The sequence below is a fragment of the Occallatibacter sp. genome, assembly GCF_049582745.1.
Lineage (GTDB): Bacteria > Acidobacteriota > Terriglobia > Terriglobales > Acidobacteriaceae > Telmatobacter.
This window is the reverse complement of sequence record NZ_JBAUUO010000002.1, coordinates 55271-69613: the sequence shown is the minus strand read 5'-3', so window position 1 is coordinate 69613 and position 14343 is coordinate 55271. Positions and strand designations below refer to the sequence as shown.

Here is a 14343-nt window from a genome sequence, read left to right as displayed (position 1 = left end):
GTACTCTGTGCGGCCGGACGAAACCCTGCAGGAACTCGTGGAACGCGCCGGCGGTATTTCGCCCAAAGCCTATCTCTACGGGTCAGAGTTCACCCGCGAGTCAGTCCGTTCTGTGCAACAAGCCCGTATCGATGAGTACGTGCAGACCTTGCAGATGCGCATTCAGCGGTCAAACCTCGCGCTGGTTTCTTCTGCCACCTCCACTCCGCAGGACATCGCCAGCGGCGCGGCCGCCCAGAGCAGCGAGCGCGATTTGCTTTCCGCGCTTCGCCAGATCCGCGCCACCGGGAGAATCGTTTTGACGCTCAAGCCCGACAGCGTCGGCACGGGCAGCCTCCCTGATATGACGATGGAGAATGGCGACCGCTTCGTCATTCCGCCGGTTCCCGCAGTCGTAAGCGTAATTGGCGCGGTATACAACCAGAACTCCTTTTTGTATTTGAAGGGGCGCCGCGTCGGCGCATACCTGCTGCAGGCCGGTGGTCCCAATAGGGACGCGGACCGAAAGCAGGAATTCATCATCCGTGCCAACGGCGATGTTATAAGTCGCGACACCGTGAAGAAGGTCTGGGGCAACGAATTCGCAAATCTTCGTCTCAATCCCGGAGATACGGTCGTAGTTCCAGAAAAGACGTTCAAACCGTCAGCCCTGCGAGGCGTACTCGATTGGTCGCAGGTGTTCTCGCAGTTTGCACTGGGCGCTGCGGCGATCAACGTTATTAAGTAGGGTTGTGTCCAGAGATCTCTACGACGATGAATGATCGCCCTCGCAGCCCCGAAGCGGTGGGAACAAATGGAAATTGAAACCGACCGTGCCTGGGTGGGACAGCCGTACGCTTCAATCTTCAGCGCCCGGCGATACACCTATCTCTCTTTGCAATCGCCTGCGGAAGAATCCCAAATCAAAAACGGGTAGCTCAGTTCAATCAAGCGATCAACTGGAAAGGATCAATCCCGCCGGACAGCACTACGAGATTTAGTGCGGGATATTCATCCGGGAAGAACGCTTCTCGCGCCTAGTCCCTCGGCGATCCCAGCGGGTGGGAGATATCGAACGTTGAGAATTGCCGGTTCTGGCCGGTGATCTCAGAGCGCAGCTCAAGCCAGAGTTCGTTCGGAATCTTGAGATAGACCTCAACCACGGCAGGATCAAACTGCGTCCCGGAGCAGCGGATGATTTCTTCGCGTGCTGCGTCAAAGGTGCGCGCCTGGCGATAAGGCCGGTCGCTGGTGATGGCGTCGAGCGTATCGGCCACCGCAAATATGCGCGCGCCCACCGGGATGACCCCACCTTTCAGCGCGCTTGGATAACCGCTTCCATCGTAGTGTTCCTGGTGTGTGAAGACGATCTCGGCGGCTTCGGCGAGAAAAGGGATCTTGCGCAGCATCTGGTAGCCGCGCGCGCAATGTTCGCGCATCACCTCCTGCTCTTCCGGGCTGAGCTTGCCGGGCTTACGCAGAATTTCGTCGGGAATCGCCATCTTGCCGATGTCGTGGAGAAAGGCGCCGCGCGCAATCACTTTGATCTCCGCAGGCGAGATGCCCATCGCCCGGGCCAGCGCGATCGTATAAGCCGTAACGCGCTTTGAGTGGCCCTCCGTCTCGGAGTCCTTCAAGTCAAGGGCATCGCCCAGCGCCTCGAGTGTCACGTCGTACGAGTGTTCCAGGTCTTCCATCGCCTGGCGCAGCATCTCGGTTCGAGCCCTTACTACCTGTTCCAGGTTCTGCTGGTAGGTACGGCTCTCCTGCAATGCCTGCCGATGTTCAAGCGCGCGCTGCACGGTGGCCACCAGGTGTTCGCGTTCGAATGGCTTCAGAAGGTAATCGTAGGCGCCGCGACGCATCGAATCGATCGCCACACTGATGTCGTGAATGGCCGTGACCATGATGACCGGCAGATTTGGATTCTGCGTGTGAATGCGCTCAAGCAGGGCGAGTCCGTTGCCTTCCTGCATCACGATGTCGGTCAGGATCAGCTCAAAGCCGCCTTGGTCGATTGCTTCCAGGGCTTCGCGCCCTCCTGATGCCACCAGGACCTCGTATCCCTGGCGCTCAAGGGTTGCTGAGATCATCGAGCGAACATGGGCTTCGTCATCCACCACAAGGATGCGCGCTGCCTTGCGCGGTTTCATGCTCGTGCGGGTGTCCGCGCTCGCCACAAGCCACGCTGTCGGGGATGCGTCCTGCCCTTGCAGCTTCGACGCCACACCCGCATCCTTCCCGGTTTCCCGCCAGTGCTCAGTCCATCTGCGGCGGGGCAATCCTCTTAATTTAGGTACCAGCATTTCTCACAGTAGGAAAGCTCTCTTCCTTAGAGAGATACATCGTCGCGAGGGCGTAAGACAAATAGGAGATTTCCGAAGATTCACGGCGGAAACCTCCCGCGGAGGGATTGGGATCGGACTCCCCTCATTTATTTCAACGCACAAACTTGTAAAACCCTGAGAACGTAACAAAAACTTACGCTTACCAGGGCAGCGGCGCAAGTCCTTCTCGGTAAAGTACCAAAGTACTAAAGTGCTATAGATTTTCGGTGAGTCTGTACGCTACCGTACACAAAAGTGTGAACCAAATCCCAATCCGGGAATCAGTATTTCCGAGACGCGTCCTCACCTCTCTATTTTTGCTCCTCCTTGCGCGCGCGTCGGGCCGCCGCCCAGCCTTCCTTGGTCACCTGTCTCGATCGTCCCACGGCCAGTGCTCCGGATGGCACGTTTCGCGTAATGCACGAGCCCGCGCCAATGTACGCTCCGTCTCCGATCTCGATCGGCGCGACCAGCGTCGAATCGCTTCCCACAAACGATCCCTGGCCGATGCGCGTGAGGTGCTTCTTTTCTCCGTCGTAGTTGCACGTAATCACGCCCGCACCGATATTTGTGCCTGCACCCACTTCCGCATCGCCGAGATAACTCAGGTGATTGGCCTTCGCGCCCTTGCCCAGCTTCGCTTTCTTCGTCTCCACGAAGTTGCCGACGTGCGCGTCCTGTCCAATCTCGCTTCCCGGCCGCAGGTGCGCGAACGGGCCAATCCGTGCTCCATCGGCGACCGTGCTTTCACCCAGAACGCAGCCCGGCAGAACCAGCACATTCTTGCCCAGCGCGCAATTCTCAATCACGGAATAGGAGCGAATCCGGCAATCCGTGCCGATCCGCGTCGCGCCCAGCAGTTGCACAAACGGCTCAATGATCGTATCCGGATCAACCTGCACTTCGGCATCGATCACGCACGTCTCCGGCCGAAAGATGGTGACTCCCGCAGCCATCAGGCGATTGGCCGTTGCCGCGCGAATACGTGCGTCGAGCAAGACAAGTTCGGCAATGGTGTTGGCGCCCAGCACGTCCGCCGCCTCGGCAGCCTTCTGCGCCGCGACTTTCTCGCCGGCTCCATGCAGAAGTGCAGCCATGTCGGTGAGGTAGAACTCGCCATGGGCATTGACGTTCTTGAGTTTGTCGAGATACTTGAGAAGCGGCCCAACTTTGAACGCGTAGATGCCGGAGTTGATTTCCCTGATCGACCTCTGCGCGGGCGTCAGGGCCTTCTCCTCGATAATCGCGTCCACTTCTGAAAAGTCTGGCGAGCGGCGGATAATTCGTCCATACCCCGTGGGATCATCCGGCACCGCGGTTAGAATCGTCATCGCAGCGCCTTCCGCCGAGTGAACCGTCATCAAGTGTTGCAGCGTGTCCGCCTGGATCAGCGGCACGTCTCCCGAAAGAACCAGGATGTGTTCGTACCCTGAGATCGCTTCGCGAGCGCATTGAATGGCGTGCCCCGTTCCGCGCTGTTCCTTTTGCTCGATGAAGCGCACACCGGTTCCAGCCACGGCTTCACGCACACGCTCCGCGTGGTGCCCGACAATCGCGTAGATATTCTCGGCATCCGCCAGCTTGCCTGCGGTTGCAATCACGTGGCTCAACAGCGGCTTGCCGCCAACCTCATGCAGTACCTTCGGCCGGCGTGTCTTCAGCCGCGTCCCTTTGCCGGCTGCCATGATTACCACCGCCAGCTTCGGCGTCGACCGCTTTTGCTTGCCCGCTTCCTTGCTCACTCTTGTCCTTCCGCCCCGCCGCCCTTGCTGCCTGGCGCGCCGGGTATCGTGATGTCGATCTTGTGTTCGGGACCCATCTTCAGTTCATCCAGTCCCGGCTTGATGTCCGGACCGTTGCCAACCACCAGCACGGCGTACTTGTCCGGATGAATGTACTTCTTCGCTGCCGCATTTAAATCGGCGACAGTCACTTTCTCCAGCGCTGCCTTGTAAGTCTCCAGATAATCCGGCGGATATCCGTAAAACTCCAACCGCACCCGCTCCGCGAGCACCTTGTCCTTGGTGTCATACAGGAACAGGAACGAATTCAGGATATTGTCCTTGGCGCGTTTCAGCTCTTCCTCGGTAAACGGCTGCGTGGTCAACCCGTCGAGCACCTTGTAGGTTTGCTGAATCGCATCGACTGTAGTTGCGCTCTGCGTCAGCACCACCGCCTGAAACGTAGCCGGATGATCCCAGCCGAACCCCAGCCCTCCTCCAACTTCGTACGCGAGACCAAGCTGCGTGCGCACTTTCTGGAAGAGCCTGCTGGTAAATCCGCCGCCGAACACGTCATTCATCACTGCAATGCTCGGCACGTCTGGATCGTGCCGGTCGATGCCCAGCCCCACGATCTCAACATCCGATTGGTTCACGTCTTCCTTATCGATGAAGTAAACGCCCGGAGTCGGCCCATGAAACACTTCATGCCGCGCTGGGTTGGGTCGCGCCTTGGGCAAGCCCTCGAACGTAGTCCGCAGCTTGGCTTCCATCGCGGCGGAGTCAAAGTCGCCGCTCACGCTGATGATCAGCTTGCCGCCGATCGAGTGGTCGTGCCACGCCTGCAGATCGGCTACCGTGACCTTCGCGATGGTCGACAATTCCGGTTGCCGCGCGTACGGGCTGTCCGCTCCATACACCAGCTTTGCGGCTTCGCGCCCGGCTATCTGCCCCTCGTCGTCGTTGCGCCGGACGATCCCCGTCGCATCCTGCTGCTTCGCCAACTGCAGCTTCTGTTCGTCAAATTTCGGGTGGAACAACAAATCCATCGCCAGGTCATACACCTGGTTCGTATCCGCCTTCAGCGAATCCCACGAGACTGCCGTCGAATCGTCGTCTCCTCCGGTTTCAATGTGCGCTGCCTTCGACTCCAGCAGATCGTCCATCGCGTCGCCGCTCATCTTCTCGGTGCCGCTCGTCCGCCACGTCTGTCCGTACAGATCGATCAGCCCGCACTTCGCCGGGTCCTCATCGCGCGAACCTCCGGGAATCAAGACCGACCCCGAAACAAACGGCAGTTCATGATCTTCCTGCAGGAAGAGCACGATGCCGTTTTTTAATTCGATTCGCTTCGGCTGCTGCGGTTTGAACGCGTGCAGCGGCGGAATAGGAATCTTCTCCCATGGTTTGCTCTGTTGTGCTGGAGCAAGAGCCGGAACAAGCGGCAACAGAAGTGTCACGTTGATGAAAGCGATTCTCCAAAAGGTAGTTTTGGATGGGCAGAACTGTACTTGTGCGCCGTGCTCAGAGCCCAACTGTTCACTGTTCACTGTCCACTGTCCACTGTTGAGCTTCACTTTGCGCCTCCGTCGTTCTTCGCCGGCGCTGCCGGAGCCTGCGTCTCAATCTCAGCCGAAGTCCGGTTTGAGGCCACAAACACCTGCTTGGCAACCCGCCGGATATCCGCCTTCGTCACCTTGTCTACGCGATCAAGTTGCAGAAATAGCTCGCGCCAGTCGCCGTAGCGCGTCTGGTACTCGGCCAGAGCATTCGCCAGGCCCTGGTTGTCTGCGAGTCCGCGCAGCAGATCTGCGCGCGCGCGTGTCTTGTACATGGCAAGTTCCGCATCGGTAACATCGGTTGTCTTCAGCTTTTCAATCTCCTTATGGATCGCTGTTGCCATCTCCGCATCGGTATGGCCGGGCAGAGGGACCGCGCCAAATGTGAAGAGATTGGGGTATTTATCTCCGGGAAAATTGCTGAAGCCCGCAGCCTCAGCGGCAATCTGCTGGTCGCGAACAAGACTCCGATATAAGCGTGACACCCGGCCGTTCGACAGAATATCGCTGATCGCGTCATACACGGCATCGTCGGGACTGCGATAACTCGGGCGGTGATACGACTCAAGATAGATAGGCTGACTTGGGTCGTGGATGACGACCGACTTCTCCGCGAACTGCTTCGGCTCAACCGTCGTCATCTCCAGCGGCTTCGGCCCGCCAGGTACCTTGTTGAAATATTTCTCCAGGATCGGCATCGCCTCCGCGGCCTTTACATCGCCCACCACCGCGATCACGATGTTCGATCCTACGTAATACTTCTTGTGGAAAGCCATCGCCTCCGACGCCGTAATCTGGCTCACTTCGCTCGGCCAGCCTATGCCGCTGCGCCCATAGTTGTGAGCCACGTAAGCCGTTGCCGCCAACTGTTCGAAGAGCCGGCCCTCCGGGTTTGAGTCGGTGCGCATGCGCCGCTCCTCCAGCACCACCGAGCGCTCCTTGTAGAACTCCCGCGGAACCGTATCCGCCAGCCGGCTGCTCTCCAGCCACGCCCAAAGTTCCAGCCGATTCTCCGGCATCGACCAGAAAAACATCGTCTGATCCTGCCCGGTTTCAGCGTTAAGACCATGCGCGCCGTTGCGCTCCGCCACATCGGTGAACTGGTTCGGAACGACGTATTTCTCCGCTGCTGCCTGCGCCTTGGTGAACGCCGCTTCCAGCTCTTTCAGCCTTTCGGGGTTGCTTCCCTTGGGATTGCGTTTCTCCGCTTCGACCGCGTCGTCGGCTGCTTCCACGTTCGCCAGCGCCACTTTCTCCGCGGCATAGTCCTTCGTCCCAATTTGGCTAGTCCCTTTGAACGCCAGGTGCTCAAACATGTGCGCCAGTCCGCTCTCGCCTGCGGGATCGTCCACATCGCCCGCATCCACAAACGTGATGTAGCTGAAGACCGGCGCTTCCGGTCTCTCACAAATCAAAATCGTCAGTCCATTGGGCAGCACTTTCGTCGTGATCCGCTGTTCAAAACTTTTCAGATCCTGCGCCCTGCTGGCCAGGCATGCTGAAAACAAGGCCGCAAAAACGGCTGCCACCGCCAGCCGTCCCGGCAAGTTCCTTGGCATCGTTACTCCTCCGTGGGGTCCAGAACGCGCTCGCCCCTGCATCCAAGCTAGTTTGGCGTGATTGGCGGCGTCAAACCGCGATTGCCGTGAACCCGTCGCGCGTGCCCTGCGTATGATCTCTTAACGGATGAGGTCTCCTTATGCGTCGATGGCTTTTTCGTCTCTTTTCTGCGGTGTTGATTCTATTTGTCGTTGCCTGCGCCGCAATCTGGCTGATTGAGTTCTATCCCCGCCATGGATCGCATCCCCCACTCCAACTCCCCAAAGGCACGCTGGCCATCGAACACGCCAAAATCTACGTCTCGCCCACCGCTCCGCCCATCGACGACGGCACGGTTCTGATTCATGACGGCCTCATTGCGGCGGTCGGCAACCAGGTCGCCGTTCCCGCCGACGCCACCATCGTCCCCTGCGACCATTGCGTTGTGACCGCCGGCTTCTGGAACACCCACGTCCACTTCACCGAGCCCAAGTGGTCGATGGCCAACTGGAAATCCGCTGCCACCCTCAATCCGCAGCTCGCCGACATGTTCCTGAGCCGCGGCTTCACCACCGTCATCGATCTCGGCTCCAATCCTGCTGACACCTTCTCCATCTGCCGCCGCATCGAGAAAGGCGAGCTGACCGGCCCCTACATCTACACCGCTGGAACCGCACTCTATCCGCCCCACGGCGCTCCGTTCTACCTGCGCGAATCCATGCCCTGGTGGATGGTGAAGCTGCTGCCGCAACCCGAGACCCCGCAGGACGCCACTAGAATCGTTCGCCGCAACCTCGCCTCGGGCGCAGACGTCACCAAGCTCTTTACCGGCTCATGGGTTCAGCGCGGGCACGTGCTGCCCATGCCCTTGAACATCGCCCAAGCCGCGGTTACCGAGAGCCACTTGAACGGCAAGCTTGTCTTCGCCCACCCCTCCAATCTCGAGGGTGTTGAGGTCGCCATCAACAGCGGCGTCGATGTGCTGGCGCATGCCGCCGACGACACTCGGGGAGTGGATGCAAAACTCCTCAGCACGGCCATCGGCAAAAACATGGCCATGATTCCCACCCTCAAGATGTTCACCACCACCGTCACCACCGATCCGCACTACATGGACCCCATCTGCGCCGAGGTCCAGCAGTTTCACCAGCTCGGCGGCACGCTGCTCTTCGGAACCGACGTCGGCTACATGACCGACTACTCTACCGAAGGAGAATTCGTCGAACTCGGCCGGAGCGGTCTCGACTGGAAGACGGTGCTGGCGATGCTCACCACCAATCCCGCCGCGCGCATGGGCGTCTCCGACACCAAAGGGACGGTAACTCCCGGCAAGCTCGCCGACCTCACCATCCTCGACGCAGACCCCGCCAATACCCCGACAAACTTCTCCCGCGTCCATGCCGTCGTGCGTTCAGGAAGGGTGGTTTGGCAGCGATAGATTCCGCCAGTTTGTGCCCCATTCATCGCGGCTGTATCGCGATGAGTGGGTTTAGATCGATGCCCTATACTGAATACTGCGCTTCCGGCGGCTTCGGCCTGCCGGGAGTCTTGTTTTTATAAGGATTTGTCTTTGAGCAAGATTCAAAAATCCGCCGCCAACCACCGCCGCATCCGCTCCACCACCGTCATCTGCGTGCGGCGCAACGGAGTGGTGGTGATGGCCGCCGACGGGCAGGTCACGATGGCCGACCACGTCCTCAAGCACTCGGCCAAGAAAATTCGCCGCCTCTACCAGGAGAAGATTCTCGCCGGATTCGCTGGATCGACCGCCGACGCCTTCAACCTGTTTACCCGCTTTGAGACCAAGCTCGAGCAGTACGCCGGCAATATCAATCGCGCGGCCGTCGAGCTTGCCAAAGACTGGCGCACCGACAAGATGCTGCGCAACCTCGAAGCCCTGCTCGTCGTCGCCGATAAAGCCCAGACGTTTCTGATCTCCGGCTCCGGCGACGTGATCGATCCCGACGAGCCCATTGCCGCCATCGGCTCCGGCGGAAGCTTCGCCACCGCTGCCGCGCGCGCTCTGATGGAAAACACCGAACTCGACGCCCATGAAATTGCCGCCAAGGCCATGAAGATTGCCTCCGACATCTGCATCTATACCAACGACAGAATCACGTTCGAGGAGTTGAAGGGGTAAGGTCCCTCGCACCCATGGCCATCTACCTTCCCGCATCCGCCGAAGAACAGGACCTCTCGCTTGACGAGCTGACCCCGCGCGAAATCGTCGCCGAGCTCGACAAGCACGTCGTCGGTCAGCGCCCGGCCAAGCGCGCCGTAGCCATTGCGCTCCGCAATCGCCAGCGACGCCAAAAGCTTCCGCCCGATATCGCCGACGACATCATGCCCAAGAACATCATCATGATTGGGCCCACCGGCGTCGGCAAGACTGAAATCGCGCGCCGTCTCGCCAAGCTCACCAACTCGCCCTTCCTCAAGGTTGAAGCCTCGAAATTTACCGAGGTCGGCTACGTCGGCCGCGACGTCGAATCCATGATCCGCGACCTCGTCGAAATCGCCATCGACATGGTGCGCGAAGAGCGCCTCGAAGAAGTGGAAGACAAGGCCGAGATGAATGCTGAGGAGCGCCTCCTCGACATCCTTCTGCCTCCACCGCCAGCCACACCGCCCGCACAGGAAGGCCAGCTCACACTCCCCGGCTCCGACAGCTATCACCGTTCCCGCGAAAAGCTCCGCCAGCAGTTCAGGGAAGGCAAACTCGACGACCGCACCGTTGAACTCGACGTCCGCGAGCGCAATTCGCCGCAGTTCGGCATCATCTCCAACCAGAACCTTGAAGACATGGAGATGAATCTCAAGGACATGCTGCCCAATATCTTTGGCGGCGGCTCAAAGAAACGCAAAATGAAAGTCGCCGATGCCTTCGACTACCTCGTGCAGGAAGAAGAAGGCCGTCTCATCGATATGGACCAGGTCAATCGCGTCGCTGTCGAGCGCGTTGAATCCAACGGCATCGTCTTTTTGGATGAAATCGACAAGATCGCCGGTCGCGAAGGCGGCCACGGCCCCGACGTCAGCCGCGAAGGCGTCCAGCGCGACATCCTTCCGATCGTCGAAGGCACGACCGTCAACACCCGCTACGGCATGGTGCGCACCGATCACATCCTGTTCATCGCTGCCGGCGCCTTCCACGTCTCCAAGCCCAGCGACCTCATTCCCGAGCTCCAGGGCCGCTTCCCCATTCGCGTCGAGCTCAAATCGCTCACTGCCGAAGATTTTCTCCGCATTCTCACCGAGCCAAAGTCTTCGCTCACCAAGCAGTATTCCGCTCTGCTTGAGACCGAAGGCGTGCGCCTCGAATTCGATCCCGAAGCCTTGCGCGAGATGGCTGAATTCGCCTTCAAGGTCAACGAGCAGACTGAGAACATCGGCGCCCGCCGCCTCCACACCATCATGGAGCGTGTGCTCGAAGACGTCAGCTACCTTGCTCCCGACGTAGCCCGCAATTCCGGAAACGCAGAGCAAGCCGCCGCGCTTACCAAGGATGGCGCCAACGAAGCCATCGCTCCTCTTCCGTACACCGAACGCATGACCGCCTCCGGTCCGGAAAAGGTCTTTACTATCTCTCCCGAATATGTGCGCCAGATGGTCGCTGCGGTCGTCAAGGACAACGACCTCAGCCGGTATATCCTGTAGGCCGAGAGCGTTCGCCGGACGACTAGCTTATTGCTTGTTGTCTGGCTCCTCATGCAGACATTCTTCCGGTCCACCGGCCCCGCAAGCATCCAACTCCATGAAGCGCTTCTCGAACTGTTCCTGCACGCACTCTCGTTCGAGCGCGGTCAACGGATTCTTCCCCACACCGCATTTGCTCTCTACCTGATTGCGCCAGATTCGTTGCTGTCGAATGAGAAGCGGCCGCTCTTTTGCTGTCATCGATCGCAATACTGGCCGATAGGCTCTCTCAAGCACTATGTCTGCCCGCCCGAGCTTGTCATCCGCGCAGATCGCCTTCTCAAGTGAAGTTGATGCCCTGCCGCAATCGAAGCTTGCACGCGGCGCTGGCTCCTCGGCAAGTGAAGGTTTTTCTTCAAAACGCAGTGCCACATATACACCGCACATAGCTTCTGCGGAGAGATACAGCGTGCCTTCCTGCCCCGAATATTCGTAGGCGCACAGTTCGCGCTCTCTCTGGTAGCGCTGCTTTCCTGCGGCGGTCAGTTTCGGTAACAGCGTCTTCTCGCATTTGTCGAGCACGATCGACGCAAATCCGACGTCGGCGCTTGACCCCCACGCACACTTCGAGAGAATGTCTGCAGCCGTGCTGCAGGTCGGAGCTTGCTTTAACGGATCATCCAATTGAGATGCTGCCTTTTCCGACGCATATCCAAATTTGCATGGCTCCTGCCCACCGACACAGGCAGACGAAAACGAAACCACAAGCAAGATTGCCACCGGTCGCATGGTGCTCCCCATCGGAATCTAGGCAAGTTTATACTCTGAGCTTTGGGGTGCACTCCCGCGAAATTCGCCGCGTCGCAAGCGTTTACTCGACAACGTTCAGCGAGAGCAGGAGGTCGAACGTGAATTTCGTCCCCGCGCGGAGAATGCTCTTCTGCTTGAAAGTGATTGGCAACGTGGTCACGCGGTACGATCTGCCATTCACAAACACCGAGTTCAATTCCATCTCTGCGCCGTTTTGCGAGTTCCTGTTCACCAATCCGGCACCGGATGCGCCCGCGGGTATCACGACCATTCCGTCCACCCTTACCGGCTCACTGAATGTAACCGTAAAGCCTGCGCCGCTCTCAGCAGTCTTTGCACTGACCGCCTGATCCAACTTCACGGTCAACGGAGTTGTCACGGGAATCGTTACCCTGCTGCCTCGGCTGTACCCTCCGCTACCGGGTGCCGGCTTTGCCGTCCCATTCAAAACTGTGCAACCCACCAGGGCGATTGCAATGGACCACCTGCGCAAAGTTCTCATGTTGATCTCCGTCGGCTCGACAAGGCAGCGTGAAAGCAGATTTCACTGAAGTCAATTGAGCTGCTGTAAACCCATGGAAGCACTGTCTTAAATCCGATTGCAATGTAACTTTCGTCTGTGCTACCTTCCCCTCGTACCTCGGCAGTCCGCGCCTTAGCATTTATCAGCGGGCTCTACCTGCACTCTCCCGCCTGAGGGAATGCGGATGGAGGCGTATCAGAGCACCTTGGAAGGGTGCGCCTGCGCTTCGCATTCGCGTCACCTTTCCCTCGACTCCACGCATCCCAACGCATGAGGAGAGACGCATGAGCGAACCCGCCCAGCACCACGCCATCAATTACATCGAATTCACCACCACCGACATCGCCGGTAGCAAGGCATTCTACGAGAAAGCCTTCAGCTGGAATTTCCAGGACTACGGCCCGGATTACATCGCCTTCGACAAGGACCACGCAGGCATCGACGGCGGATTCCGCAAAGGCGACCCACTGCAGCAATCGCCAAGCGACACCCAGCCGCTCATCGTCCTCTATTCGCAGGATTTGAAAGCCACGCAGGACGCCATCATCGCCGCCGGCGGTTCCATCACCGTTCCCACCTTCGACTTCCCCGGAGGCAAGCGCTTCCACTTCTCCGACGGCCAAGGCAACGTCCTCGCCGTCTGGTCCGAATAACTCCGCAAAACAATGCCCCGCGGTCTACAACCCAGCGGGGCACCATCTCTCGAGTTGTTACGCTTCCTTGTCCCTCTGTCCCTGTCTCTCAATTCATTTCCGGCGCCGGCAGCGCCTTCCGTTTTCTCAACTCTTCGCGCACCAGCGACAGCCCCAGAATGCACCGTTCGAATCCGTCCGACAATCGCGCGAACAACGGCGCCTCTTTCTCGTACTCAAACATGTTGAACTGGCTCACAATGAAGTAGCTCTCCTTGCCGGCGTGAATCAGCTCCGACAAACTTGGATGCGGCACCCGTCGCCGCGTGCCCGGAACGTTCGCCTCCGGATACATCCCGCCGACAAACAGCGCATAATCGCCGATGTATTTGCGCATGGCGCGTTCCGCATCGAACGAGGTCGCGGTGCCATTCACCGGATCGGCCGCCAGAACCATCGCCTCCAACTCTTCAATCGGATGCCCCTCGGCATCGCGCACCTGGTAGAGTCTGTCGGTCTGTGAGAATTCGCAGAGCAGGTGTGCTACATATCCCGTCACGTCGGGATCGTGCAATCCCAACTTGCCTTCATAGCTGTTGCGAACAACCTGCTGAAAGAACGGCTCAAGTGGATGACCCTGGCTTTGCATACAGACCTCCGTGAAGCACTCGCGCGCGATCGGCACTGCTTGTTGTGCAGTGGCCGGTCAGCTCACGTCGTGCAGCCGGCAGTACCAGCCACCACCCGATGTACATAGTGTTGACACAGAGCTTAGCTGAAATGTTGCTGCGACTAAAGAGGGAACCTCAACTTTGTTGGCAGAGTGGAATGTCAATTGCAAAGGGTGGTAACACACATCGTTAACCCCAGGGACATTGTGCCTGTCCCTGGGGCTCGAACCACCAGACCGCGTATAGGACTGCTTCCTTCTAGAAATATGGCTAATGTACAGGTGCTGGCGGATTTATCGTTCGCCACAAATCCCTGCGGGCAATGGCGAGACCAAGAATGCAATGCTCAAACGAATTCGAAAGTTGCCCGTACAACGCGGCTTTCTTCTCATACTCAAATACGTTGAACTGGCTCACGATGTAGTAGCTCTCTTTGCCCACGCGAATCAGCTCGGCCAGCGTCGGCTTCTGTGAAGTGCTGTTCGGATCGGACTCGATGGCCTCGGGACACATCCCGGCAAGAAAAAGTGTGTAGTCGCCGATATACTTCCTGATCGATCGCTCGGCGATGAACGATCGCGCCGTACCATGGATCGGGTCGGAGGCGCGCACCATCTCTTCAAGCTTCTCGATCGGCCGCCCCTTCGAATCGTGCAACCGCAAGAGGTTGTCCGCCTCGGTAAACTCGCAAAGCATCCGGGACACGTAACTCGTGATCTCCGGACCCAGCCCAAGCCGGCCTTCATAACTATTCTTAACTGCCTGCTGAAAGAACGGTTCGAGCGGATGAGTTTGCACCTGCATGCGGGTCCCCGATAAGCGCGGAGGCAGGAAACGACGAGATCCGGATGCAACGTGCGCAGTCCGGAAGCCCTCCCGGCCATCGCTGGATTTTCTTGCTTGAAAAGAACTTTAGCGGAATTGTAGCACCGGGAATGTGAGGTAA

At 58.7% G+C, this 14343-nt stretch carries 13 protein-coding genes; 5 read left to right on the top strand and 8 right to left on the bottom strand.

Annotated elements, in window-relative coordinates; all coding sequences use genetic code 11:
• A partial coding sequence (locus WCA10_RS00465) for an SLBB domain-containing protein (protein ID WP_472820508.1) occupies window positions 1-727 on the top strand: 727 nt, incomplete at its 5' end.
• A 289-nt stretch (window positions 728-1016) separates the two neighbouring features.
• Here the strand turns inward: WCA10_RS00465 and WCA10_RS00460 are convergent.
• The 4 genes from WCA10_RS00460 to WCA10_RS00445 form a co-directional block, all read right to left on the bottom strand.
• The gene (locus WCA10_RS00460; protein WP_472820507.1) at window positions 1017-2261 is read right to left on the bottom strand and encodes an HD domain-containing phosphohydrolase; all 1245 of its coding nucleotides are present in this window, start codon (window positions 2259-2261) and stop codon (window positions 1017-1019) included.
• A 356-nt stretch (window positions 2262-2617) separates the two neighbouring features.
• Window positions 2618-4048, bottom strand: coding sequence for a bifunctional UDP-N-acetylglucosamine diphosphorylase/glucosamine-1-phosphate N-acetyltransferase GlmU (gene glmU / locus WCA10_RS00455; protein WP_472820506.1), 1431 nt, complete (start codon window positions 4046-4048; stop codon window positions 2618-2620).
• A complete protein-coding gene (locus WCA10_RS00450; RefSeq protein WP_472820505.1) occupies window positions 4045-5487 on the bottom strand; it encodes a M16 family metallopeptidase in 1443 nt (480 codons plus the stop codon). The genes glmU and WCA10_RS00450 overlap by 4 nt, the downstream gene beginning before the upstream one ends.
• Before the next feature lie 113 nt (window positions 5488-5600).
• Entirely contained in the window at window positions 5601-7145 is a 1545-nt protein-coding gene (locus WCA10_RS00445) for a M16 family metallopeptidase (protein WP_472820504.1), read from the bottom strand.
• 140 nt (window positions 7146-7285) lie between these two features.
• Between WCA10_RS00445 and WCA10_RS00440 the strand changes: the two genes are divergently transcribed.
• From WCA10_RS00440 to hslU, 3 genes are all read left to right on the top strand, one after another.
• Window positions 7286-8563, top strand: a complete 1278-nt coding sequence (locus WCA10_RS00440; RefSeq protein ID WP_472820503.1) for an amidohydrolase family protein — start codon at window positions 7286-7288, stop codon at window positions 8561-8563.
• Between the two features lie 132 nt (window positions 8564-8695).
• Window positions 8696-9265, top strand: a complete 570-nt coding sequence (gene hslV, locus WCA10_RS00435) for an ATP-dependent protease subunit HslV (RefSeq protein ID WP_472820502.1) — start codon at window positions 8696-8698, stop codon at window positions 9263-9265.
• A 14-nt stretch (window positions 9266-9279) separates the two neighbouring features.
• Window positions 9280-10782: an ATP-dependent protease ATPase subunit HslU gene (hslU, locus tag WCA10_RS00430; RefSeq protein ID WP_472820501.1), complete on the top strand. Its 1503-nt coding sequence runs from the start codon at window positions 9280-9282 to the stop codon at window positions 10780-10782.
• A 27-nt stretch (window positions 10783-10809) separates the two neighbouring features.
• Here hslU and WCA10_RS00425 read toward each other — a convergent pair whose 3' ends face one another.
• Complete coding sequence (locus WCA10_RS00425) at window positions 10810-11541, bottom strand: lysozyme inhibitor LprI family protein (RefSeq protein ID WP_472820500.1); 732 nt, start codon at window positions 11539-11541, stop codon at window positions 10810-10812.
• A 91-nt stretch (window positions 11542-11632) separates the two neighbouring features.
• Window positions 11633-12073: a hypothetical protein gene (locus WCA10_RS00420; protein WP_472820499.1), complete on the bottom strand. Its 441-nt coding sequence runs from the start codon at window positions 12071-12073 to the stop codon at window positions 11633-11635.
• A gap of 305 nt (window positions 12074-12378) precedes the next feature.
• Between WCA10_RS00420 and WCA10_RS00415 the strand changes: the two genes are divergently transcribed.
• Window positions 12379-12747: a VOC family protein gene (locus WCA10_RS00415; RefSeq protein ID WP_472820498.1), complete on the top strand. Its 369-nt coding sequence runs from the start codon at window positions 12379-12381 to the stop codon at window positions 12745-12747.
• Between the two features lie 88 nt (window positions 12748-12835).
• Here WCA10_RS00415 and WCA10_RS00410 read toward each other — a convergent pair whose 3' ends face one another.
• Window positions 12836-13375, bottom strand: a complete 540-nt coding sequence (locus WCA10_RS00410) for a hypothetical protein (RefSeq protein WP_472820497.1) — start codon at window positions 13373-13375, stop codon at window positions 12836-12838.
• A 292-nt stretch (window positions 13376-13667) separates the two neighbouring features.
• Window positions 13668-14201, bottom strand: a complete 534-nt coding sequence (locus tag WCA10_RS00405; RefSeq protein ID WP_472820496.1) for a hypothetical protein — start codon at window positions 14199-14201, stop codon at window positions 13668-13670.
• Window positions 14202-14343 lie beyond the last annotated feature (142 nt).

Bases quoted from the DNA above. Each gene is read 5' to 3' on its own strand.
- WCA10_RS00445 (WP_472820504.1), bottom strand. From the start codon at position 7,145: ATGCCAAGGAACTTGCCGGGACGGCTGGCGGTGGCAGCCGTTTTTGCG.
- WCA10_RS00440 (WP_472820503.1), top strand. From the start codon at position 7,286: ATGCGTCGATGGCTTTTTCGTCTCTTTTCTGCGGTGTTGATTCTATTT.
- hslU (WP_472820501.1), top strand. From the start codon at position 9,280: ATGGCCATCTACCTTCCCGCATCCGCCGAAGAACAGGACCTCTCGCTT.
- WCA10_RS00420 (WP_472820499.1), bottom strand. From the start codon at position 12,073: ATGAGAACTTTGCGCAGGTGGTCCATTGCAATCGCCCTGGTGGGTTGC.
- WCA10_RS00415 (WP_472820498.1), top strand. From the start codon at position 12,379: ATGAGCGAACCCGCCCAGCACCACGCCATCAATTACATCGAATTCACC.
- WCA10_RS00410 (WP_472820497.1), bottom strand. From the start codon at position 13,375: ATGCAAAGCCAGGGTCATCCACTTGAGCCGTTCTTTCAGCAGGTTGTT.
- WCA10_RS00405 (WP_472820496.1), bottom strand. From the start codon at position 14,201: ATGCAGGTGCAAACTCATCCGCTCGAACCGTTCTTTCAGCAGGCAGTT.